At 60.5% G+C, this 21,212-nt stretch carries 21 protein-coding genes and 1 pseudogene; 8 read left to right on the top strand and 14 right to left on the bottom strand.

Annotated features, from left to right (window positions below; all coding sequences use genetic code 11):
* Nucleotides 1-11 precede the first annotated feature (11 nt).
* Nucleotides 12-689, bottom strand: a complete 678-nt coding sequence (locus tag M0D64_RS07945; protein ID WP_266257256.1) for a response regulator transcription factor — start codon at nt 687-689, stop codon at nt 12-14.
* A 161-nt stretch (nt 690-850) separates the two neighbouring features.
* Between M0D64_RS07945 and M0D64_RS07940 the strand changes: the two genes are divergently transcribed.
* From M0D64_RS07940 to M0D64_RS07920, 5 genes are all read left to right on the top strand, one after another.
* Nucleotides 851-1,534 (top strand): response regulator transcription factor, encoded by a 684-nt coding sequence (locus tag M0D64_RS07940; RefSeq protein ID WP_093633662.1) that lies wholly within the window; start codon nt 851-853, stop codon nt 1,532-1,534.
* Nucleotides 1,521-2,876, top strand: a complete 1,356-nt coding sequence (locus M0D64_RS07935) for a HAMP domain-containing sensor histidine kinase (RefSeq protein ID WP_266257255.1) — start codon at nt 1,521-1,523, stop codon at nt 2,874-2,876. The genes M0D64_RS07940 and M0D64_RS07935 overlap by 14 nt, the downstream gene beginning before the upstream one ends.
* 236 nt (nt 2,877-3,112) lie before the next feature.
* Nucleotides 3,113-3,838, top strand: coding sequence for a VacJ family lipoprotein (locus M0D64_RS07930; protein WP_308101904.1), 726 nt, complete (start codon nt 3,113-3,115; stop codon nt 3,836-3,838).
* A gap of 109 nt (nt 3,839-3,947) precedes the next feature.
* Complete coding sequence (locus M0D64_RS07925) at nt 3,948-4,289, top strand: hypothetical protein (protein ID WP_266257253.1); 342 nt, start codon at nt 3,948-3,950, stop codon at nt 4,287-4,289.
* Between the two features lie 14 nt (nt 4,290-4,303).
* Nucleotides 4,304-4,873, top strand: a complete 570-nt coding sequence (locus tag M0D64_RS07920; protein ID WP_266257252.1) for a hypothetical protein — start codon at nt 4,304-4,306, stop codon at nt 4,871-4,873.
* Nucleotides 4,874-4,958: 85 nt separating this feature from the next.
* Here the strand turns inward: M0D64_RS07920 and M0D64_RS07915 are convergent, their stop codons facing one another.
* From M0D64_RS07915 to M0D64_RS07865, 11 genes and pseudogenes are all read right to left on the bottom strand, one after another.
* The gene (locus tag M0D64_RS07915) at nt 4,959-5,687 is read right to left on the bottom strand and encodes a cysteine hydrolase family protein (protein ID WP_266257251.1); all 729 of its coding nucleotides are present in this window, start codon (nt 5,685-5,687) and stop codon (nt 4,959-4,961) included.
* Nucleotides 5,688-6,098: 411 nt separating this feature from the next.
* On the bottom strand, nt 6,099-7,019 hold the full coding sequence (locus tag M0D64_RS07910) for a glyoxalase (protein ID WP_266257250.1): 921 nt from the start codon (nt 7,017-7,019) through the stop codon (nt 6,099-6,101).
* A 55-nt stretch (nt 7,020-7,074) separates the two neighbouring features.
* Nucleotides 7,075-7,563, bottom strand: coding sequence for a DoxX family protein (locus M0D64_RS07905; protein WP_171927804.1), 489 nt, complete (start codon nt 7,561-7,563; stop codon nt 7,075-7,077).
* Nucleotides 7,520-9,412: an amidohydrolase gene (locus M0D64_RS07900; RefSeq protein ID WP_171927805.1), complete on the bottom strand. Its 1,893-nt coding sequence runs from the start codon at nt 9,410-9,412 to the stop codon at nt 7,520-7,522. The genes M0D64_RS07905 and M0D64_RS07900 overlap by 44 nt, the downstream gene beginning before the upstream one ends.
* Nucleotides 9,413-9,537: 125 nt before the next feature.
* Nucleotides 9,538-9,697, bottom strand: a pseudogene (locus tag M0D64_RS07895) (DUF1427 family protein); the annotation flags it as partial.
* A 309-nt stretch (nt 9,698-10,006) separates the two neighbouring features.
* Nucleotides 10,007-10,660, bottom strand: a complete 654-nt coding sequence (locus tag M0D64_RS07890) for a hydrolase (protein ID WP_171927806.1) — start codon at nt 10,658-10,660, stop codon at nt 10,007-10,009.
* Nucleotides 10,661-11,760: 1,100 nt separating this feature from the next.
* Nucleotides 11,761-12,699 carry a LysR substrate-binding domain-containing protein gene (locus tag M0D64_RS07885; RefSeq protein ID WP_266257249.1) on the bottom strand — a complete coding sequence of 313 codons (939 nt, stop codon included), beginning with the start codon at nt 12,697-12,699 and terminating at the stop codon, nt 11,761-11,763.
* A gap of 464 nt (nt 12,700-13,163) precedes the next feature.
* Entirely contained in the window at nt 13,164-13,940 is a 777-nt protein-coding gene (locus M0D64_RS07880) for an enoyl-CoA hydratase/isomerase family protein (protein ID WP_266257247.1), read from the bottom strand.
* A 253-nt stretch (nt 13,941-14,193) separates the two neighbouring features.
* Nucleotides 14,194-15,009: an alpha/beta fold hydrolase gene (locus M0D64_RS07875; RefSeq protein ID WP_266257246.1), complete on the bottom strand. Its 816-nt coding sequence runs from the start codon at nt 15,007-15,009 to the stop codon at nt 14,194-14,196.
* Between the two features lie 123 nt (nt 15,010-15,132).
* On the bottom strand, nt 15,133-15,675 hold the full coding sequence (locus tag M0D64_RS07870; protein ID WP_171927809.1) for a 2,4'-dihydroxyacetophenone dioxygenase family protein: 543 nt from the start codon (nt 15,673-15,675) through the stop codon (nt 15,133-15,135).
* A 43-nt stretch (nt 15,676-15,718) separates the two neighbouring features.
* The gene (locus M0D64_RS07865) at nt 15,719-16,285 is read right to left on the bottom strand and encodes a carboxymuconolactone decarboxylase family protein (protein WP_154562614.1); all 567 of its coding nucleotides are present in this window, start codon (nt 16,283-16,285) and stop codon (nt 15,719-15,721) included.
* A 227-nt stretch (nt 16,286-16,512) separates the two neighbouring features.
* On the opposite strand from M0D64_RS07865, the gene M0D64_RS07860 reads away from it, so the two are divergent.
* Together M0D64_RS07860 and M0D64_RS07855 are read left to right on the top strand one after the other, a co-directional pair.
* Nucleotides 16,513-17,244 (top strand): MFS transporter, encoded by a 732-nt coding sequence (locus M0D64_RS07860; RefSeq protein WP_266257245.1) that lies wholly within the window; start codon nt 16,513-16,515, stop codon nt 17,242-17,244.
* Nucleotides 17,245-17,408: 164 nt separating this feature from the next.
* Entirely contained in the window at nt 17,409-17,717 is a 309-nt protein-coding gene (locus tag M0D64_RS07855) for a hypothetical protein (protein ID WP_266257244.1), read from the top strand.
* A gap of 108 nt (nt 17,718-17,825) precedes the next feature.
* Here the strand turns inward: M0D64_RS07855 and M0D64_RS07850 are convergent, their stop codons facing one another.
* The gene (locus M0D64_RS07850; RefSeq protein WP_266257243.1) at nt 17,826-18,596 is read right to left on the bottom strand and encodes a TauD/TfdA family dioxygenase; all 771 of its coding nucleotides are present in this window, start codon (nt 18,594-18,596) and stop codon (nt 17,826-17,828) included.
* A gap of 483 nt (nt 18,597-19,079) precedes the next feature.
* Nucleotides 19,080-20,195 carry an alkene reductase gene (locus M0D64_RS07845; RefSeq protein ID WP_266257242.1) on the bottom strand — a complete coding sequence of 372 codons (1,116 nt, stop codon included), beginning with the start codon at nt 20,193-20,195 and terminating at the stop codon, nt 19,080-19,082.
* Nucleotides 20,196-20,782: 587 nt separating this feature from the next.
* On the opposite strand from M0D64_RS07845, the gene M0D64_RS07840 reads away from it, so the two are divergent.
* On the top strand, nt 20,783-21,212 hold a 430-nt coding region (locus tag M0D64_RS07840), incomplete at its 3' end, for a site-specific integrase (protein ID WP_266257241.1).

Raw genomic sequence — 21,212 nt, 5'->3', positions numbered from 1 at the left:
CAAAGCACCTGCTAAGGTGCCGGGTTCAGCACATAACCCGCACCCACCACGGTATGAATCAGCGCCACCGGAAAATCGCGATCCACCTTCGCCCGCAAGCGATGCATGTGCATATCGATGATATTGCCGCGCGGTTCGAAATCGTAATTCCACGCTGCCTCGAGCAGCATGCTGCGCGTGACGACCTGCCCTTCGCGTCGCGCCAGACATTCGAGCAACAGGAATTCGCGGTGCTGCAGGCGTAGATCGCGGCCGCTGCGCGTCGCGGTTCGCGCCCGCGTGTCGAGCATCAGATCCGCGCATTCGAGCCTCTCGCTCATCCTGCTGCGATCCGCGCGCCGTGCAAGCGCCTCGATTCTCGCCAGCACTTCGACGAAGGCATACGGCTTCACAAGATAGTCGTCGCAACCGGCGCGGATGCCCTCCACGCGCTCGTTCAGCCCGCCGACCGCTGACAGCATCAGCACCGGCGTGGTATCGCCGCCTGCGCGCAATTGCTGCACGAGGGCGATGCCATCGAGCGCCGGCAAAAGCCGATCAGTCACAATCACGTCGTAGATGCCCTCGCGCGCGTACGCGAGCCCGGTCGCACCGTCGGCCACCGCGTCGACAATGAGACCGCTCTCGCTCAACCCGCGCGCCAGAAAATGGCTGGCGCGCGTATCGTCTTCGATCAGAAGGACTCGCATGCGCTAATCACGGCAATGAGGACTTACATTAAAATTTTTTCATGTTGGCGCGAAACGCCTGTGCGGCTTCACGCGGCATACTGCGGACATCGCAGGTACGAGCGTAGTGTAAACGGCGCGGTTCGCGCAGGCTCGACACGCGCTCACTTCTGGAAAAAGGCATGTCGAATGTATTGGTCGTCGAGGACGACGAGCAAACCCTCGCGGAGATCGTTGAAGCGCTCACCGATCACGGCTGCAAGGTGCAGGCCGCGAGCACGGGCCGCGACGGTTTGATGCTCGCGGTCGCCAACAGTTATGACGCCATCGTGCTCGATCGCATGTTGCCGGGTGGCCTCGAAGGGCTCGGCATGCTGGCGGCGTTGCGCAGCGCCGGCGTGGTCACGCCGGTATTGATTCTGAGCGCCCTGTCCGCGGTCGACGAACGCGTGCGCGGCTTGCGCGCCGGCGGCGACGACTATCTGACCAAGCCGTTCGAATTCATCGAGCTGACCGCACGGCTCGACGCGCTGATGCGCCGGCGCGAAGCGGCACCCGGTGTGCAGGAATATCAGGTCGGCCCATTGCGTCTCGACCCGCTCAAGCGCGAAGTGAGCTGCGCCGGCCGTCCGGTGTCGCTCTTGCCGCGCGAATACCGGCTGCTCGAATACCTGATGCAGCATGAGGGCCAGGTGGTGAGCCGCACCATGCTGTTCGAGGCGGTGTGGGATTACCGGCTCGACGAGCGGACCAATGTGATCGACGTGCATATCAGCCGCCTGAGAAAGAAGCTCGACCCGGACGGGACGGCTCCGATGATCGATACTGTGCGCGGTTCGGGGTACATGCTCCATGCGCCTGACTGACCTGCACCGCACCACCGGCTTTCGCCTCGCCACGCTGTTCCTGATGCTGTTCGGCGTGATCGCGATACTGTTGTTCGGCTACCTGTACCGCGAAATCACCGGCTTCGAACAGGAACGCATCGACGACTGGCTGATGCGCGAGCACGCACAGTTGACACGCGAAGAGCCGGACGAACTGGTGGCGCGATTCGAACATCAGAATCAGTTCGATCCGCGCCACCAGCGCCCGTTCGGTCTGTTCGACGCTGCAGGAAAACATCTTGCCGGCGGTTACGCGGGCGATCAACCGGCTATCCCCGTGTTCGACCAACCGTTTTCCATGCGGCTCGCGAAGCTGCCCGGCCACCCGCCCGGCCGATGCATTGCCGCGCGCGTACCGGATAGCCGCATCGCATTGCAATGCCAGAACACGCGCGAACTCGACCACTTCGACGAAGAACTGCTGCACGCGCTGCTTTCCACCGCCATGATCACACTCGTGATCGGCCTGGTCGGAGCGGGTCTGATCGGCATTTCGGCCATGCGGCGGCTCGACGCGGTGACTGCCTCGATCGAAGAAATCGTCGCCGGCAATCTCAGCAGGCGTTTGCCGATGTCTTCGAAACGGGACGACGTGGATCGGTTGGTAGGCGTCGTGAACGGCATGCTCGACGAAATCGAACGGCTCATGAACGAAGTCAAGGGTGTGTGCGATGCGATCGCGCACGATCTGCGCACACCGCTCACCCGGATGCTCGGCGGACTCGAACGTGCGCAGCGGCGCGCCAAAACCGATGCGGAGTATCGCGCGGCGATCGATGAAACCATCATCGAGACCAGCGGGCTGCTGCGCACCTTCAACGCGCTGCTGCGCATTTCGGAAATCGAAAGCGGCGTGCGCCGTGCAGGTTTCGCAACGGTCGATCTGGCTGCCGTCGCCGACGACGTCTTCGAATTCTACGATCCGACTGCCGAAGACAAGCAAATCGCCTTCGAATTGCAGCGAACGGTATCGGGGCCGCTTGAGATCCAGGGCGATCCGAACCTGCTATTCGAGGCACTGGCGAATCTGGTGGAAAACGCCATCAAGTTCGCACCGCACGGCGGCCATGTGCGGATCACGGTGTTCCGCGACAAAACCGGCGCAGGCATCACCGTTTCGGACGACGGGCCAGGTATCGCGCCCGCCGAACAGCAAGCGGTGCTACGGCGCTTTTATCGCGGTGAAGCGAGCCGTCACACGCCCGGCAGCGGGCTCGGCCTGAGCCTTGTGCTGGCGGTGGCGGGCATGCACGGCATGTCGATCCGTTTCAAGGACACGACACCCGGATGTGAAATCCTGTTGTACAGACCGACCGAGTAGTGTCGCGTGCACAGTGCGTGCGCGCGGCCTCAAGACTCACTGATCCGGAAGCCGTCTGCTTCGATCGGAACGATTCGTGCGGTGCTAGCGGTAAGGGACCGCAATGTAATCGCCAGGCGGCCAGTAAGTGGCCGGTAAGTGTTCCGGTCGCACCATCGCATCGACTGTCCTTCGCCACGGCCGCAGCGCTGCATGGCTAGTACCTCTTTTGTCATTTTTGTACCGGGAGTCTCCCGATGAAAAGGCGCGATCTGAATACTCTGGCGCTCGCCACCACGGTGCTTCTTTCATCGGGATGCGCTACGGGGCCCGGGCGCACCGCAGGCGACCCGCTTGAACCGATGAACCGAACCATCTACTCGTTCAACGACAAGGTCGACAGATACGCGGTCAAACCAGTAGCAACCGCCTACCAGAAGGTGACGCCGACGCCAGTACAGACGGCAGTCCGGAATTTCTTTTCCAATCTCGGCGATATCGGCAACTTTGCCAATGACCTGCTGCAACTGAAAGCGACAGACGCGAGCGAGGATGTAGTGCGCTTTGCGTTCAACTCCACCTTGGGGATTGGCGGCCTGATCGACTGGGCGACGCCTGCGGGCTTGCCCAAGCACCATCAGGATTTCGGCCTGACGCTTGCGCACTATGGCGTACCGATTGGCCCATATCTGGTGATGCCGTTGTTCGGCCCGAGCAGCGTGCGGGATGTCAGCGACGTCGCGGCAGGCGTTCTGCTCAACCCGTTCGCGGCCGCACCAGTTGCCGTTCAGGTGTCGGTGACCGGCACTCGTATTGTCAGCAAACGCGCCGATCTTCTAAGCGCCTCGGACCTGCTTTCACAGGCCGCGATCGATCCCTATTCGTTCACTCGCGACCTCTACCTGCAGAGGCGCCACATGCTCTCGACGAGATCCGCCGACTCCGACAAGTTGCCGGACTACCCAGATCCCTCACGTCAATAGCGGCATGGCCGACGCATGACGACAGTCTGCGCAGCTCACCGTTAAGTGTCTGGTAAGCCATGCGCGTCCAGTATGAAGGCCGAGTTCATCCGACTGTGGGAGCGTGTCCATGAAAGCCAGTACTGCGACCGCACTGCGCGCCAACCTCGTGCTCTTTTCGGTTTCGACAGTTATCGCGATCGTCCCGTGCGTCAGTCTCGCATCGCTGCTCGGCCTGCTCGACGACGGCGCGCCTACATTGCCTTACCAGGGCAGCATTTTTCTGCTCGGCGCCGTGATCATGCTGGCGCTGCGCTGGCGTGCGCGGCAAGCGTTCGACGCAGCGAGGCTCGCGCATAAGGTTCAACTGATCGGGAAGCACGATCTTGTAGCATCGATTGCCGATGACTGCCCATTTGCGTGGCTGGTCCAGTTGCACCTCGAACTGCGTGGTCATCAATGTATCCACTGACAACAGGTGTAAGCATGAAAAGTCTCGGTTATTGGCTGCTGCTCGGTTTGCTGCGGCTACTGTCGGTTCTGCCGTACGCGCTAGTTGCACGAGCCGGCAATGCGCTTGGCGCCGCGCTCTACACGCGCATGTCGAACACGCGTGTCTGCGAGCTCGCACGGCGTCAACGGGGACGGTTCGGAGCAGATATGATTGAGCGCAGCGCAAGTGCGAAACAAGTTGTCCGGCTGCTGCGCTCAGGCGTTCCCGTGATGCTGGCGGCGGACATGGACCACGGAACAACGGGTTCGGTGTTCGCGCCGCTCTTCGGTGTGCCGGCCTGCACGCTCACTTCCGTGTCACGCCTCGCCAGGTTGGGCGGTGCACGCGTCGTGCCCTTTGTGACCGAGGTATTGCCCGCATTTCGCGGCTATAAGCTGACGATCTTCGATTCGCTCGAAAACTTTCCCACGGACAGCGAAGCGCTTGACGCATGCACGATGAACGCGTTTCTTGAAAGGCAAATCCTGCGCCTTCCCGACCAGTACTACTGGGTCCACAGGCGCTTCAAACACCGCCCGGCAGGTATGCCCGCAGTCTACTGAAATTTTGCTTGCGACAGCGGCGGTGAAGAAAAATGGTGGCCAAGTTGTTCGCCCTGGGCGCCGCATTTGCGGACACGGTTATCAGCTACATGCGTCCCTTCTCGGTCAACGTCCTGACGAGGTCATCCGCAGTGGGCACAATCTTGCCGAAGTAAAGCCCGAAGTTAGACAGCGCAGCATCATGCATGACCGGATCGCAATCGGCGCACGCGTCCGAAACCAGCGCGCAGCCGAAACCCCGGTCAGCAGCATCCCGTGCTGTCGTCTCGACGCAGCAACTCGTCACCACCCCAGCGAATACCAGATTTTTGATCCCCATACGATCCAGGACGTTCTGAATTTCACTACCATTAAACGCACCTTGCGTGGTCTTGCGAATCACAGTCTCTCCATCCAGAGGGGCGACCTCCTCGCGGAACGCATAGTCCGGATTTCCCGTCCACCATAAGTTCTCGATTCCACTGGCCCTTTCCAGCATGCCCGACCATTCGCGAAACCGTATCGGGCAATCACGCATATCTCGATACGCCGACCCAATTGCAAGGTGAATGACAGGTCTTCCCATTCGACGAAAGGCATCGAGCAACGTGCGAATTGCAGGAATGGTCGTGCGCTCGAGCCTTTCGAGGTAGTAATGCATCGAACCGGGTTCTATCGCTTCGCATGCCTTGACCCAACCACGGCCGGCTGCAGCGTCGCTGTACTGAACGTCGACCACGACTAGCGCCGTGGCGGTGCAATCCGTGAAGTCGATGTCTGGAATCGTCGATGACAGGCTTTCAAACGCCACCTGCGCAGGAATTGACTCATGCATGCCGGGGTCCTCGATTCAGGTTGAACGTATCGCCCTCTCACGACGGCGGTACGCGTTCAAGTCGTCCATGCGGGACACTTGATCGTGGCTGCCATTGTGCATATATCAGTTAACGCGGGCATGCGTTAAAGCGACGGCCAAATACGTTGCAGCGACACCTGCATCGGTCGGCCTTGGTGATCGATGCAACCAACTGAACAGTATCTTCGGATTTCAGCAGACCCTGTGCGGAAAATCCGGGCATGGTCGCCTCGCTATCGGACCCGTCGCCTGCAATCCGTTTCCGGCGCCTCAGCCACCGGAATCATCTGACCCGGGGACCTCCCGGCGGCGACGTGGCCGGCAATCAAACGAAACCAGCCCGTCCCCGCCTTCTTCCCGGGCTGGGACCGCCGGTACATCCGACCTGGCTCAGTGCGCGACCGCGTGAATCTCGGCGATGTAACCGCCCGGGAACTGCACGAGCGCGGCGTCGCGGCCACCCGAGGTGAACGGCTGCACGAGTACGGTCGCGCCGGCCGCCTGCGCTTTCTTCAGCGTGTTGGCGAGATCCTTCACCTCGTAACCGGTCAACTCGTGCCCGAACGGGTAAGGCAGATGGCCGTCTGTCACGAGGACGGTGATCTTGCCGAAGCCTGATTCGATCCGGACCCGACGATACGTGTCGGCCGGCCGGCCAATCTCGATGCCCGGTGCGTTGCGGTCATCGGACACGACCTTGCCGTGCGAGAACACGACGAAATCGTGGATGAGCGCTTTCGCGCGCTCCGGCGACACATACACGCGATTTTCCGGCACCGTCTCCAGCGGATCGTAGTACGGCGCCTGCTTGTGCCAGTACAGCTGCATGTGCACACCACCCGGCCACGAGATCAGCGCATCACGCCCGATCGGATCCGGGAACGTGTCCACATATACATCCGCGCCATGCGCCATCGCCGACTTCACCGCCGCATCCATGTCGGTCACGAGATAGCCGGTGCGCTCACTGCCGAACGGGTACGGAACCGGCGTCTTGAAGCCAAATACTGACAACGTGCCGACCGGCGTGAACACGAGCTGCGACATCGTCCGGCTCGGCGTCGGCGTCACCTGGAAGACGCCCCGCTGCGACTTATGGCCGCCAAACGTCGCGACGAAGCTGTCGGTAAACCTGTCGAAGTCCTCGGGCGCGACGTAGACGTGTGTCGTGTCGTACTGCGGCCCTACGGCCAACGACGGCGTCGCCGTGGGCCTGGCTAGCACCGGGGGGCTGGCTAGTGTCAGCGACGAGGCCACGGCGAGCGTGCCCGCGACCAGCGCGGTTACAGCGAGGGAACGGAATTTACGCATGATGTTGAAAGTTCCTCTGTTATGCATGATGGTGAAAGTTCCTCTTTGGGTTCAGCTATGTCTTGCCACGGGACCGGTGTGCGCCGCTGGCCAGATACGTCACGGCAATAAAGGCGGCAATCAGCCCGAGATGCTCAAAAAACCCGTTCAATGCGATGAAACGTGCATTGCCAGAGAGACTCCAGAAATTGTTGGCGACCAGCATGGCAACGGCGGTCAGTGCGGACAGCCCGCCTGCGCCCAGCCAGACAAGCCGGTTGAAAACCACGCAGAAGGAGCCGCCCAGTTCGACGACAATCGCCAGCGTCGCCCACAGCGCCCCTGGATGCAGGCTGAAATGCTCCTGCTCCAGAATGGCGTCATGGAAATGCGCGAGCTTGTCGATACCCCCGATCAGATACGCAGACACGAGGGCGAGCCGCGCCAGCGGCAGCACCCACGACCGTGCCAGCAACGCGGCCACCCACGACGGATTTCCCTGTAGCGCGCCTGTCCTCACGTCAGACCGCCCAGCAGGAGCAGCCGAGCGCGCCCCAGAAGCCATGCAGGTCCGAGGTCGGCGCATTGGCCGTCCACGCGCGGGCATGCGCGTGACCGTGCACACCGCATGCCGTCGCACAACCACACGACGCCGCTGCGACCTGCTGCAGCGCCGCTTCGCCGTTGCCGCTCGCGTTCTTCCACCCGGCGAAACCACCAAAGCGACGCACCGGTGACCAGTCCGGCATCGCGGGCGGCGGTGCGCTGTCGTCGAACGACGCGAATTCGCCTGTGCCGTATACCACCTTGCCACCCACCACGGTCAGCAGCGACGTGGTATCGGCAATCTCGCCCTCAGCGCACGCAAAGAAGTCGCGGTCCGGGACGATCAGGTCTGCAAACTGACCTGCCTCGATCCGGCCTTTCTTGCCCTCCTCGTTCGAGAACCAGGTCACATTTTCGGTCCACATGCGCAGGGCTGTTTCGCGATCAAGGCAGTTCCGCTGCGGATACATCCGCAGACCACCCACCGTCTTGCCCGTCACCAGCCACGACAGCGATACCCAAGGGTTGTACGACGCGACCCGTGTTGCGTCCGTACCGGACGAAGTCCGGATTCCCTTCTCCAGCATCTTCGCAACCGGCGGCGTGGCCTCGGCGGCCTTCGCACCGTAGCGCTCTACAAAGTACTCTCCCTGGTACGCCATCCGGTGCTGCACCGCGACGCCACCACCCAGCGCAGCGACTCGGTCCATCGATTTCTCGGAAATCGTCTCGGCGTGATCGAAGAACCAGTTGATACCGGCAAGCGGCACGTCCCTGTTGACCTTCTCGAACACGTCGAGCGCGCGGCTTATCGTTTCGTCATAGGTCGCATGCATACGCCACGGCCAACGGTTCTCCGCCAGTACGCGCACGACTTCTTCCAGCTCTCCCTCCATCTGCGGGGGCATATCCGGACGTGCGACACGGAAGTCCTCGAAGTCCGCCGCCGAGAACACCAGATTCTCGCCTGCGCCGTTGTGGCGGAAGTAATCGTTACCCTGCTTGTACTTCGACGTCTTCGTCCAGTTCAGGAAGTCTTCCTTCTCCGCCTTCGGCTTCTGCGTGAACAGGTTGTATGCGAGACGGATCGTCAGTTGGCCCTCGTCGGACAGTTTCTGGATCACCTCGTAATCGTCCGGATAGTTCTGGGAGCCGCCGCCCGCGTCGATCGCACCGGTCACGCCCAACCGGTTAAGTTCGCGCATGAAGTGGCGTGTCGAATTCACCTGATAGTCGAACGGCAGCTTCGGACCCTTTGCCAGCGTCGCGTACAGGATCGATGCATTCGGCTGCGCGAGCAGCAGGCCGGTCGGATTGCCGGCGCTGTCTCGCACGATCTGTCCTCCCGGGGGCTCCGGCGTGTCCTTCGTGTAGCCCGCCACGCGCAGAGCCGCCGCATTCAGTAGCGCGCGATCGTACAAATGCAGAATGAACACGGGTGTATCGGGCGCAACCGCATTCAGCTCTTCGATCGTGGGCAAGCGTTTCTCGTCGAATTGATGCTCGGTGAATCCACCCACCACGCGCACCCATTGCGGCGCCGGAGTGACGGCAACCTGCTCGCGCAGCATGTCCATCGCGGTGGCAAGGGAGCGCACGCCATCCCAACGCAGCTCCATGTTGAAGTTCAGTCCGCCGCGAATGATGTGAATGTGGTTGTCGATCAGTCCGGGCAGTACTCTGCGCCCCGTCAGGTCGATCACCCGGGTTGATGACCCTGCGAGCGGCAGAACCTCGACGTCGCTGCCCACCGCAGCAAACTTGCCATCCTTGATCGCAACAGCCGTTGCCGTGGGGTTCGAACGATCCAGCGTCGTCACCCGGCCGTTGTAGAGGATCAGGTCCGGTTGAGTAATGGTAATGCTCATGAGTGTTCCTCCTCGTTGCCATCAAGCCCCCGGTCTGCCTGCAACACGGCATGACCCGACCGGGTGCTGGAAAGACGATCGGTTCCGCTCGCCTGATGCGATAGCGCCGGTGGCGTCGAATAACCCAACAACTGCCTCGCGGAAGGAATCGCCTGCTCGCCGATCAGCATGCCCAGCAGACCCAGCAGTGCGATAAGCGGAGGTGCTGGCGAACGTACATTGATCAGGCTATAGATAATGCCGACCAGGATGCCTGGCGCCCAGCGATAACAGATAGAGTTTCATTGGTCCTGCCCTGACGTTGAAATATCGGATTGAAGCGCGCCCGTCGCTCGAGTTAATTACGCAAAGGAGCGAGATCGACTGGCCGCATCCCCAATTGAAGATCACGTCAACCTACGATTTTTCACAGAAAAAATCGGATAACTGATTTAATTTCGCGGCGTTAATAATGTGATACATATCGTTATGCTAACTATAAAACAATCACCGTGTTGCTGATCGCTGTCACCGGCAAACCCGCACTTCGATTATCGCCACCGGCTCCACCCCGACGATAAATGACCAAGGCCGAGCGGGTATGACAAATCTTGTTCAGTGTCCCTCGGAACCGCCGAACATTGTCTTCGCATAGATCAGACCCAGTCCGTAACCGCCGCCATGCGCTACCGAGGTTTTAACTGTTTCATTGTAGGTTTCGGTCCGAGCCCAATCGCGTTGCAACTCGAGCAAATACTGCAGCGACGTCATCGGGCGTGCGCCCTGTTGGACGAGACGATCTAGCGCACGTTGATGCGCTTCGTCCGAAACATCGCCGCACGCATCAGTGATCACGTACACCTCAAACCCCTGATCAAGCGCTGAAAGCGCCGGCCCGACGATACAGACGCTGGTCCAGAGACCCGCCATCACGATGCGTGATTTTCCGATTTCATTTACGCGAGCTGTGATGCGCGGGTCCTCCCACATATTCATGTTAGTCCGATCGATCGCCGTCTGACCAGGAAATGTCGAGCTGATTTCTTCGAAAATCGGACCGGAGAAGACCTTTTCTGCGACAGTAGTCAGAATCGTCGACACGCTAAACTCGCGGGCCGCCTTCGCGACCAATGCGACATTGTTGCGCAGAAGAACCGCATCGATCGACTTCGTCGCGAATGCCATCTGCGACTGATGGTCGATCATTATCAGTGTGTGATCGTTAGGGGACAAAAGAGTCTTTCCGGGCTTCGCTTGTGCTTGGGTCATCTTCAATACTCCAGTCGATTGGGAATGCGCGAAATACTTCGATTGCGCGGTTTGTTGCAATCTCTCGCATGCGTTCTCGTGATGTCACATCCATTTCAGAATTCTCACGATACGCACGAACAGACGGTACACGAACGCAAGCCGGCGGATGATCTCGACGGCGGTCCACCTATTCATCAAGCCGCTCGTGCGTTGAGGAGAAGTTTGGATGACATCACCGGTATTAGCCAATTCGAAATACTTGCAAGGCCGATTACTAGCGCTAATCGATCCGACACGTGAAGCGAACCCCGTACTTATCGCGAGGTGCGCCCGGCTGGAGGTTCAATGCACGCAAGCGATACGCTTCTTCGGTAATCACTTCAACGAAATCGAAAATCAGCGAATCGCGCTCTTTCAAACGCGAGAACCATTTGAACCGACATCGGCTCCATGTCATTGATGAGCCGATAGTTGATTGTCTGCGGCAATGACGTGAACGGGTTGATCGCACCGGTCACTACTCCAGGTCTCTGTTCGATCAGCGTAGTTCCGGCTTGCGCCTGCAAGTTTTCGTAGACGAAATTTGCCCTGAGGCCGGTGCTTTAGAAATGCGCTACGGTCGATTGGTAGAGAGGAGCATTTGCCCGCGCGCCGAGGTGATCAGACGCTCAGCACAAGGTCGACAAGTTTGAGGCAGTCGACGTTCGCGAGTCGGTGGTGGCTGCGCATCAGCAGCGCACAGTTCGATTCGAGCAGAGGCTCCGTTAGAATCTCCGCATCGTTGAGCACGCTGCCTGCTGGCAAAGATAACCCCAATCGATGCAGCTTTTTTTAGCGCGGCGATTTGCTGCGCCGTGTTCATCTCGTGGCGCTCAACCGTGATGGCTAGATATAGCGCCCGAAACCGAATCAACACGAGCGGGATGAACGGCAGATTGGCATCTCCAATGTGGTCAACCGAGATCTTGAAACTCTGATAGCCCGCCGCTTCCCGAATAATCCGTAGCACCTGCTCTACCTGCCGGATGATGGCATCGACGCTGTCGCGTAGTGCTCGCTTGGCAGAGTCAACGTTACTCCACGCCGATCACGGTTGAGTAGGCGCACCTAAATGCTGCCTATCGACCGGAGGCGCGAGGCGCAGTAGCGCGGGTTTGCGCGCAACGCGCTTCTTCAGCCGCCAGATCGAGAAAGTCAAGTATCAGTGAATTGCGTTCGTTTGTGCGCGACAGCATCTGGACCGTTACGGGCTCGAGGCCGTTGATCTGCCGGTAGCGCAAAGTTTTTGGAAGCGACGAGAATAGGTATGTGGTGCCGATCATTGCGCCGAGCCCTTGTTCGATGAGCGTGACGCCAACTTGTACCTGCGTCGTTTCATAGATGAAGTTTGGCGTGAAGCCAGCTTGCTGGAACTGAGCAACCATCGAGTCATAAAGCGGCGCATTGACCGCACGTGCCGAGCCGATCAGTCGCTCCTGCGCAAGATCGCAAAGGTTCAGACAGTCGACGTTTGCCAGCCGGTGATCGCTGCGCATCAACAAGACCCAGTCTGCTTCGAACAGCGGCTGAACCAGTACGTCGTCGTTGTCTGGTGCAGTGTCGACCAATACGCCGAAGCCGATGTCGATATGTTTCTTGGTCAGCGCGGTGATCTGCTGCGCCGTGTTCATCTCGTGGCGCTCTATCGTTATGTCCGGATATAGTGCCTGCAGACGAATGAGCGCAGGCGGAATAAACGGCAGATTCGCGTACTCGACCAGACCGATAGAGAGCCTGGATTCTCGACTGCCTGCGGCATCTTGCGCTTCACGCAACGCGCGCTCAACCTGAGCGAAGATGGCGTCGGCGCTGTTCCGCAGAGCCTCGCCCGAAGCGGTCAGCGTCACGCCGCGCCGGTCGCGGTTCAGTAATTGCGCGCCCACCAGTTCTTCCAGTTTCGCAATCTGCTGGCTAAGCGCAGATTGCGTTATCGACGCGAGGTCGGCCGCCCGGCCGAAATGGAGTTCCCGCGCAAGAATCGAGAAGTAGCGCAGTTGACGCAATTCAATCGCTTTCATGTGGCTCTCGTGTCGAATGTCCGTTGCCAGTCCGGCAGATCGCTGCCGTCCACTGCTTGCGAGTATTGGCCAGGTGCGCCACGCCGACCCCGGCTACCGAACGTAGAATACGAACGAGGCGCGCCTCTCGCACTGTCGGCCTCGGCGACAGTCAAAGCTGCCGTTCGCCCCGACTAGTCCCCCATCGTCAGCTCAGTAACGGATTGTGTTGAAAAAGTCTGCCGACGTACGGATTGTTCGGTATCCTGGAAGACATCGATCGACGGGAGTGATTCGTCATGATGGGCGGCGAACAGCACAAACTTTTCTACTCTTCAACATGCGGATCATGAGCTCCGGATCAATCGCGGTGCGAGGCCGCGGTAGGGATCGATCTCGGGCCTGAGCAAGTGCGCCACAACGGTACCCGACAACGCACTCGCCTTCCCAGATTTCCGCAAATCGAGAGGTGCCGCTCGTAGCGGTCAGCTCTTCGCCTGCATTGTTTTCACAAGGGCGGCTGCGGAGGCGCCTTCGAGCGACAACCCATAGCCAACTTCCTGCACGATGCGTTGCTTCAAGGGCCAAATAAAGTGTACGCGCGTGTTGCGGCGTGCCACTTCCGGCGCTTTCAAATACTGCCTCGCCAATTCCTGTGCGCGGCCAAGCGCCTGGCCGTCTGGCACGACCTCAGCAACCACCCCCCACTCGCGTGCGACCGCCGCCGTAATCGGCTGCGCGTTGAGCAGGAAAGCTTCTGCCCGTCCCGCTCCCGCGCGATAGCTCCAGGTGGTAAAGATACCGTCGCCAGGCACGACACCCGCAGCATAGTGGCCCATGTCGTGAAAGGATGCGTCTTCTGCTGCCACGATGACGTTGGCCAGCAGAACATACTCCGAGTGGATATGGGCACGCCCCTCGATGGCCGCGATGACTGGCACGCGTATATTGGCGATGTTTTCCAGGACCTGAACGCCTTCGTCATGGATCTGGCTCCAAACGTCGGGATCGGAGACGTCCTTGAAAGATGCCCAGTCAACCCCGGTCATGAAGTCCCCGCCTGCACCCGTGAGGATGACGATCTTGTTCGCCCGGTCCTGCGAAATCCGGTAGAACGCATCAACAACCTCCGTGTGGGCCTCTGCCGTGAAAGTGAGCGGGCCGCCATTGCTATGGAATTGCACAACCAGCACGCCGTCCTCATCCCGCATCAACTTCAGGTTGCGGTAGGCAGTGAAATAGTTTTCCAGATTCGTTTGCATGATGTTCTCCTATGTCCGAACTGACTGAATTAGCCCTGCCAGTCTGCAGCGGGCCGACTTCACTAGATACTGTGGAAGGGCTTCTCACCAAGCCCCCTGGAGTAACGCGAGAGTTCGCCGCCTCGCTTTCGAAACACACACACAATTGACCGGACGCCTGGCCGGCAAGTACCTTGCCGAACCTTGCATGAGTCCCATCCGCGAGCTGGGAAAGGACCGGCGAGCGACAACCACTCCCGCCTGCTGCTCTGCGTCAGATGAAGAACCCAGCCAACGCGCGAGCCACTGCGACAGCGTCATTTTCCATGGGGATGTGGCCCGCCTTGGGAATCCGGACAAGCTGCGTGTTCGGGATCTCTTTGGCGAAGCGCTCCGCGTGCTCGACGAGCTGGAAGCTGTCGTCTTCGCCCCAGACGAGCAGCTTTGGCGTCTGCGACGCGCGAAGGCGCGGCAACAGCTCCATCGTGTAACGATTGTCCGCCGCACCGGCCAAGGCGATCCACGACCGTGCGACGCGCGGGTCCGTCCAAGGTTCGAGATACTCGGCCACTTCGCTTTCCGTTGTTGGCCTGGCCAGTGCCGTGAGGACTGACTTGCGACGGGCAGCAAGGATATCCTCCGTCGTCGTCGCAGCGGCCACCGCCGGATCGCGGAACCGGGCAACGCCGGGCACTGGCCACGAATCGAACATCACTGCATTGACGAGCGCCAGCTTGCTGACCTCTATCGTTCCATCGACCAGCACCTGCTGCGCAATGCCCCCGCCAATGTCGTGCCCTGCGACCCCCACCGGTCCCACGATACCGAGCGCATCCAGGAAGCGCGGCAGCCAACCCGCCAAAGCGGGAATCGAGGCATCCGCAATGGTCAGCTCGCCACCCGAGCGGCCGGAACCAGGGAAATCTACCGCGATGGGGCGTAATCCGGCAGCGGCCAGATCGCCGAGTACCGGCTGCCATACGCGGCTCCAATAGGTGCCGTGCAGCAACAACAAGACGGATCCTGCCGGGTCACCGGCGCTCAGGTAGCTGACCGGTACGCCATTCACGTCAACAGTTTTTCGTTCCATGGTGAAAATCCTCCGTTGCAGCCCGTTGTGCCGGGCGATCGAGGTGCGCGGCCTCCGCCGCGCATGGGGCACATCTTCGTTCGTGCTTTCGCGGCATCCGAAGCCCGCAGATAACGAATACGCTTAACGAATGAACTGCTTTACGTAGTCGGCGCCGAGGCCGATCTCTTCGTAATGCCTGCGAGCCGCTTCGATTTTCGTGAACACATCTTCGTATCCCACTGCTGTGCCTTGGGGATCGACGTAGGTGTACCCGCCCGTAACATGGAACCACGTGATCATCTCAGTTACGTCCTCGGGCACGTACAGGGTGTGCGTCTCGCCTGCCGGCTCGTGTGCGTAGCCACCCTGCTCCGCAACCCAGTCGTGCTCGAGGTAATACCATCTGCCTCGCAGAACGATCGCGTGGACAGGCCCGGTATGACGGTGACGCGAGAGCACGCCGGACTGGCGCACTCTAAGTAGATTGACGTAGTAGCCCTGGCTGGCGCTGAGAAGCAGCGGCTTGAACGAAACAGTCGGCGTCATCGGCACCCAAAGGTTATCGTCCTCCAGCCATTTATCGAGTATGCCCAAGTGCACGATGTCGGGTGACATGTCAGGCGGTTGAGGCAGCTGATAAGGGATAGCACGCTCATCAGGCTTTCTTGCAGTTGTGTTGGTCATGTTACGAGACCTCCAGAAGATATCGACGCATCGAGCGCACGGGTCAGGCGGCGGACTTTACCGGCTTCGTCCACTCGTTGCCCTTCATGAACGGGTCGTACTGCGTATGTACGATGTGGTTCGTATAGTTGCTCATGACCTTCGTGGCAACGCCGAGTATCACTTCAAGCACATTCTGGCGCGTGAAGCCGGCGGCGAGAAATGCCTCGACATCCGCATCAGAAGCAAAGCCGCGTTCGCGTACGACAATCGTCGTGAAGCGATGCAGGGCTTCAAGCTTCGGATCAGGCAGCGGCTCTCCATCGCGCAGCGCGGCGATGACAGCGGGATCCATCTTGATCATCCGGGCAAGTGCCGAATGGCCGGCCATACAGTAATGGCAATTGTTTTCGAAGTTCGAGGTCAGGTAGACGACCTGCTGCTCATGCGAGGTAAGCGTACTCCTGGCAAAGAGGTCCCAGAGGGCGGAGTAGCCGGCAAGGAGCTCAGGCGATTCGGCCATGTGAGACTGGAGATTCGGCACAAAGCCAAAGGTCTTTTTCGCGTCTTCCAGGGCGGGTTTCGAAGCGGCCGGTGCGGTCTCAATGGTGTATGACGGGAACGTGCTCATGATCTTCTCCAAACGGGAAATTCGTGGTGAGCAGATGATGCGCGCGGCGTCACGCTGGTAGAAGACCCTCGATACGCATAACATCCATTCCAGGCAGGCATACGACGTCTAACGCCCCCGCCACGCCTGATGTCAGACTGCGCCAGGACGCGGTAGCACATTGAGAAAGGTTGGCTCCAAGCCAGCGCTCCGGAGAAAAATGGGTGGTCTCACCGTCCGGGAACAGAATGGCAGATATCGTCAGCAGTATGCGGATATTCGTCCGCGTGGTCGAAACCGGATCCTTCACCGCCGTCGTGAAAGAAAACAACGTGACGGCTGCGCAGGTTTCGCGCGCAGTCACGGCGCTGGAGCAGCAGTTGCAGACCGTCGTGCTGCATCGCACGACGCGACACCTCTCTGTCACCGAACCCGGTGGACGCTTCTACGAGCGCGCCAAGGCGATTCTCGCAGCCATCGACTCGGCAACCGACGAGGCTCGCAGCGCAGATTTCGCGGCGGCCGAGACGCGTGGCCGCGTGGTCGGCACGATCATGAGCGGGCTGGTGCTCGGCATTCTGCTCTCGCGTCCGATCTCGAGCTTCATCGCCGCGCAGTTCGGGTGGCGCGCGGTATTCGGCTTCGGCGCAGTCGTGATGACGCTCGTCACGGTGCTGCTGGCACTGACGCTACCGGGCCTCGGCGTGTTCGGGCTCGTCGGCACCGGCGTGCTGCTCGACTTTGCGGTGCAGATGAACCTGGTCCTGGGACAGCGCGAAATTTACCTGCTCGATCCGAAGAGCCGCAACCGTCTGAACTCGATCTACATGACGAGCGTCTTCGTCGGCGGCGCCGCCGGCTCCGCAATCGCGAGCACGCTGTACAGGCACGGCGGCTGGACTTGGGTCGGGGTCGTCGGCATGCTGTTCCCGCTGCTCGCACTCAGCCGATTTCTGTTTGCCGGAAAGCCCGCGCAATGAATAACGACCTCGTTCGAGCGCTACGCAAGGTGCGAGGCCGCGCGTCTGCCCGGTAGCGGTCCTCGTAGCGGGCTGCGCCGCAACGATGCAGGCTTTGCCCGAGGCGCCGCGTGTCGCAAAAGAGATCGGCATCCGGCAATCCATGCCAGCGAGGAAAGCCGGTTATGCCCGTGACGGCATGCTGTGGGCCGCCGCTTGCCGCGATGATGAAGGCGATCCCGGGGCGATCAATCGGCGACAGGAACGGCGACATGAAGGTAGTGGTGGCGAGCGCATCCGGACCAAACGGAAACGGATATGGCCAGTCTCTGGCCTTCTCGGGCGATGGCGCGCCGCTCTGCGGGTTCAGCGACGACGTTGCCGCGTTTCCTCCCGGCCTCGACGGCGTTGGCACGCCGATCCTGAAGCGCGGCATCGCGCCTCTTCCACGTGGCTCCGCGTTTGCTTCCCACGACACGCTGATCCTGGCGTAGGGCGTGTGACCCGACGACGACGGCGCGCCGCATTGCGCAGAGCGCGCGGCGCGTCGTCGGCAAATGGAGTATTTCGCGCGGGCCGGCACGCCCACGGGCTGCGGCCCTTCACTTCTGCGCCTTGCCCCAGTACACGCCATCAGCCCGTATCGTCGTTCGATCGAGAATGCGATGCTGATCCACCGAGATCGGCGTAGCCCGGTGGGCAACCCGGAAGTTGTCGGCAATGATGACGTCGCCTTCGCGCCAGTAATGGACGTAAGCGGCACCTGCGCGGGAAAGGTGATCGTTCAGATCGGTCCGCAATGCCATGAACTGTTCAGGCGTATAGCCCACGACGCCGCCGGTAAGGCCGACATTGAAATAGATCGACGGCTCGCGTGTCACAGGATGCCGCATGACGAGCGGATGTCTTATCCCGTTTCGATGCAGCGTGATGAGACCATCGATCGCGGGCTTCCTCTCATCGGGCAAGGCCCTGTACGCCTCCCGCAGATCGGCAAAAAGCGTCTCGCCGCCAGTGGCCGGTTGCGCGACCAGATACCAGATCGAGATAGGCGTGGCTTCTGCACGGAACGAGCCGTCGGAATGCCAGTAGCGACCGACGTTCGTATGGCCTTTAGCGGGGTGGCTGGCCACACGAAAGATTTGCGGATATTCGGCCAACTGCCCTTCGCCCGACGGAAACGTCTCGAGCGTGCCAAAGACCTCCGAGATCCTGACCTGCCCTGCAGGCGAAAGCTTCTGATTCCGGATGACCAGCAAGCCGTGCTCGAGAAGCGCCGTATGTAACCGATCCACATCGTCTTGCGTCAACGAGGTCAGATCGACCTCATCGACGTGCGCGCCAAAGCCCATATTCATTGCCCTGAACTTCATCGTTCCTCCGATTGTGCTAGCCGTTCCAGGCCTCTGCCGTTTGAATGCAGCCCTGAGCCGACGCAGAACATGCTAGCGAGGAGCAGGTCAGCGAGGTAGTGCCGGGCGCGGCATAAGATTCATTCCAGCAGGCAATGCCGCTCTACCGGGCCGGGCTTCCACCTCAACGGCGCTGGCGCCTCACTCGCCACCTTCGACGATGAAAACGCGGTACTCGGCTCCGGCATGCCGATGCGTTGCCGATGTCATCGCGTGAAGCGAAACACTCCTCACCCGCTACAACGTGCTGCCAATTTCCTTGTGATGCGCCAGGCCGATTGCGGTCGGAAACAACTTGCGGTTGACCCGCCGAAATGCGAGTGGATGGCGTCGATTCATCGACGGAATCGGGTTGGTACTGCGTTTTACCCGCAGAACAGCGCGCCCGAACTCAAGGGCGACGGGGTCAACGGCCACTGCGCCGCCCTTGGCCTGCAAACACATTCAGGCCGCGACTTCTTCAGGCAGCGATTTGTAGTCGGTGTAGCCCCGCGCGTCGCCACCGTAGAACGTCGAGCGATCGTATCGATTGAGCGGCGCGCCAGTACGCAGTCGCTCCGGAAGATCGGGGTTCGAAATGAACATCCGGCCGAAGGCAACGAGATCCGCATGGCCATCGACAACGATCTGCTCAGCGCTCTCACCGGTGAAACCGCCGGCGGCAATGATCGTGCCCTTGTAGATTCGGCGAATGTCCTTCGAAGAGACGTCCGCGTCGGTCGTCTCCTTCTCCACAATGCCGCGAATGCGCGGTTCGATCACGTGGACGTATGCGAGGTCATACTCATTGAGCCGGCCCGCCACATAGCCGAACGTCGCATGCGGATTGCTATCGGACATGGTGCCGTAAACGCCGCTCGGCGAAAGACGGACGGCCACGCGAGCGGGACCCCACACGGAAACGACTGCATCGAGCGTATCGAATAGGAAACGAGCGCGGTTCTCGATCGAGCCGCCGTACTCGTCACTGCGATGGTTCGTGCCGTCGAGCAGGAACTGCTCGAACAGGTAGCCGTTGGCACCGTGGAGCTCAACGCCGTCGAAGCCGGCCTGCTTTGCGAGTTCAGCGCTGCGACGGAATTGCTCGACGATAACGGGGATTTCCGCGGTCTCGAGGGGGCGAGGCACGATCAGTTCCGCCTCGCTGACCTGGCCGCTCTCGTCGCGAATCGCAGCATGCTCGAGCGAACGCAACGGCGACGGGGCGACGGGTGTGACCCCGCCAGTGTTGGCAGGATGCGCCTGACGGCCCGCGTGCCACATCTGCAGAAAGATGCGTGCTCCCTTGGCATGAACGGCATCGATCACGCGCTTCCAGCCCTTGACTTGTTCCTCGGTGTAGATCCCGGGCGCATCGACGTAAGCGATGCCGAGCTGGGACACGGCCGTCGCGTCGGTAATGAGCAGGCCACCGTCCGTCGCACGCTGTGCGTAGTACTCCACCATGAGATCACCCGGGACATTGCTCGGCTCGGTACGCATTCTCGTAAGCGGCGCGAGAACTACACGGTGTTGCAGATCGAAATGTCCGACTTTCGTACGACTGAAGAGCTTGCTCATGACGTCATCCTCGAAGAGTGTTGGGTGTCGCTATCTTGGCCGCAAGCGTCCATGTGCAGTAGAGGCCGCGAGGCAATAGCTATCATTCCGGAGTGGAATGGCAGCACATCCGGGTCAGGGCGATCCGGAACGGCACGGAGCATGAGGGACACGCACACCAAGCTTCGACGTTGTTCTCACGCATCCCGAATGAGACGAATGCATGTTGCGCGTCGGCGGTTGCCTCGAGCGAATCGTTAAACTTTGCGCGACTTATGAGGCTGAAATGAATAGGCTCACTTCGGCATGGAAAAGCAAAACTAGCGGAAGACAATAATTCGCAGAAAGTTGATTCGAATACAACACGAACGTCCGCACGCGCTGACCTCCAGCCATTGGCGCTCGCGAACGCCCGATGTCGGCGGGGCAGCCGACGTTCGGACGTCCCTGAGAGTTCGCTAACGAGCGTCCGCAGTTGGCCGAAGAACGAAACCGCTCGCGCGGTAGGGGGCTCCGGCCAGCGTGTGTGGTTCATGGGAGGTCCGCCGCGCGGTTCCGTATGTTGGCGAATGAGGCAATCCGCCTCGCTCTCCAGCAGGAGCCGAATCATGACCTCCTCACAGGCAAACGCCAGTCCACTGCGCCAGCGCATGACCGACGACATGCGCATGCGCCAGCTTTCGCCGAAGACGCAGGACACCTATCTGCGCATCGTGCGCGAATTTGCCCGGTTTCTCGGGCGCTCACCGGACACGGCCACCGTCGAGGACCTGCGGCGCTACCAGCTGCATCTGGTCGATCACGGCACCTCGCCCGTGTCCTTGAACCACGCCATTACCGGCCTGAAGTTCTTCTTCGAGGTTACGCTCGACCGGCCCGACCTGATGGTCAGGATGCACCCGGTGCGCGTGCCCCGCACACTGCCCGTCGTGCTCAGCCCCGATGAAGTGCGCCGTCTCATCGAGGCGGCCGGCAACCTCAAACACCAGACCGCGCTGTCGGTCGCCTACGGTGCCGGACTGCGCGCAAGCGAAGTGG

This window comes from Paraburkholderia sp. WS6 (genome assembly GCF_030464835.1).
Lineage (GTDB): Bacteria > Pseudomonadota > Gammaproteobacteria > Burkholderiales > Burkholderiaceae > Paraburkholderia > Paraburkholderia madseniana.
Note: the sequence above shows the minus strand (reverse complement) of the source record. Positions and strands in the feature narration are given on the sequence as shown.

What these genes read in the sequence shown, in the direction of transcription:
- M0D64_RS07945 (WP_266257256.1), bottom strand. Translation starts at nt 689, where the DNA reads ATGCGAGTCCTTCTGATCGAAGACGATACGCGCGCCAGCCATTTTCTG.
- M0D64_RS07940 (WP_093633662.1), top strand. Translation starts at nt 851, where the DNA reads ATGTCGAATGTATTGGTCGTCGAGGACGACGAGCAAACCCTCGCGGAG.
- M0D64_RS07935 (WP_266257255.1), top strand. Translation starts at nt 1,521, where the DNA reads ATGCGCCTGACTGACCTGCACCGCACCACCGGCTTTCGCCTCGCCACG.
- M0D64_RS07930 (WP_308101904.1), top strand. Translation starts at nt 3,113, where the DNA reads ATGAAAAGGCGCGATCTGAATACTCTGGCGCTCGCCACCACGGTGCTT.
- M0D64_RS07925 (WP_266257253.1), top strand. Translation starts at nt 3,948, where the DNA reads ATGAAAGCCAGTACTGCGACCGCACTGCGCGCCAACCTCGTGCTCTTT.
- M0D64_RS07920 (WP_266257252.1), top strand. Translation starts at nt 4,304, where the DNA reads ATGAAAAGTCTCGGTTATTGGCTGCTGCTCGGTTTGCTGCGGCTACTG.
- M0D64_RS07915 (WP_266257251.1), bottom strand. Translation starts at nt 5,687, where the DNA reads ATGCATGAGTCAATTCCTGCGCAGGTGGCGTTTGAAAGCCTGTCATCG.
- M0D64_RS07910 (WP_266257250.1), bottom strand. Translation starts at nt 7,019, where the DNA reads ATGCGTAAATTCCGTTCCCTCGCTGTAACCGCGCTGGTCGCGGGCACG.
- M0D64_RS07905 (WP_171927804.1), bottom strand. Translation starts at nt 7,563, where the DNA reads ATGGCTTCTGGGGCGCGCTCGGCTGCTCCTGCTGGGCGGTCTGACGTG.
- M0D64_RS07900 (WP_171927805.1), bottom strand. Translation starts at nt 9,412, where the DNA reads ATGAGCATTACCATTACTCAACCGGACCTGATCCTCTACAACGGCCGG.
- M0D64_RS07890 (WP_171927806.1), bottom strand. Translation starts at nt 10,660, where the DNA reads ATGACCCAAGCACAAGCGAAGCCCGGAAAGACTCTTTTGTCCCCTAAC.
- M0D64_RS07885 (WP_266257249.1), bottom strand. Translation starts at nt 12,699, where the DNA reads ATGAAAGCGATTGAATTGCGTCAACTGCGCTACTTCTCGATTCTTGCG.
- M0D64_RS07880 (WP_266257247.1), bottom strand. Translation starts at nt 13,940, where the DNA reads ATGCAAACGAATCTGGAAAACTATTTCACTGCCTACCGCAACCTGAAG.
- M0D64_RS07875 (WP_266257246.1), bottom strand. Translation starts at nt 15,009, where the DNA reads ATGGAACGAAAAACTGTTGACGTGAATGGCGTACCGGTCAGCTACCTG.
- M0D64_RS07870 (WP_171927809.1), bottom strand. Translation starts at nt 15,675, where the DNA reads ATGACCAACACAACTGCAAGAAAGCCTGATGAGCGTGCTATCCCTTAT.
- M0D64_RS07865 (WP_154562614.1), bottom strand. Translation starts at nt 16,285, where the DNA reads ATGAGCACGTTCCCGTCATACACCATTGAGACCGCACCGGCCGCTTCG.
- M0D64_RS07860 (WP_266257245.1), top strand. Translation starts at nt 16,513, where the DNA reads ATGGCAGATATCGTCAGCAGTATGCGGATATTCGTCCGCGTGGTCGAA.
- M0D64_RS07855 (WP_266257244.1), top strand. Translation starts at nt 17,409, where the DNA reads ATGCCCGTGACGGCATGCTGTGGGCCGCCGCTTGCCGCGATGATGAAG.
- M0D64_RS07850 (WP_266257243.1), bottom strand. Translation starts at nt 18,596, where the DNA reads ATGAAGTTCAGGGCAATGAATATGGGCTTTGGCGCGCACGTCGATGAG.
- M0D64_RS07845 (WP_266257242.1), bottom strand. Translation starts at nt 20,195, where the DNA reads ATGAGCAAGCTCTTCAGTCGTACGAAAGTCGGACATTTCGATCTGCAA.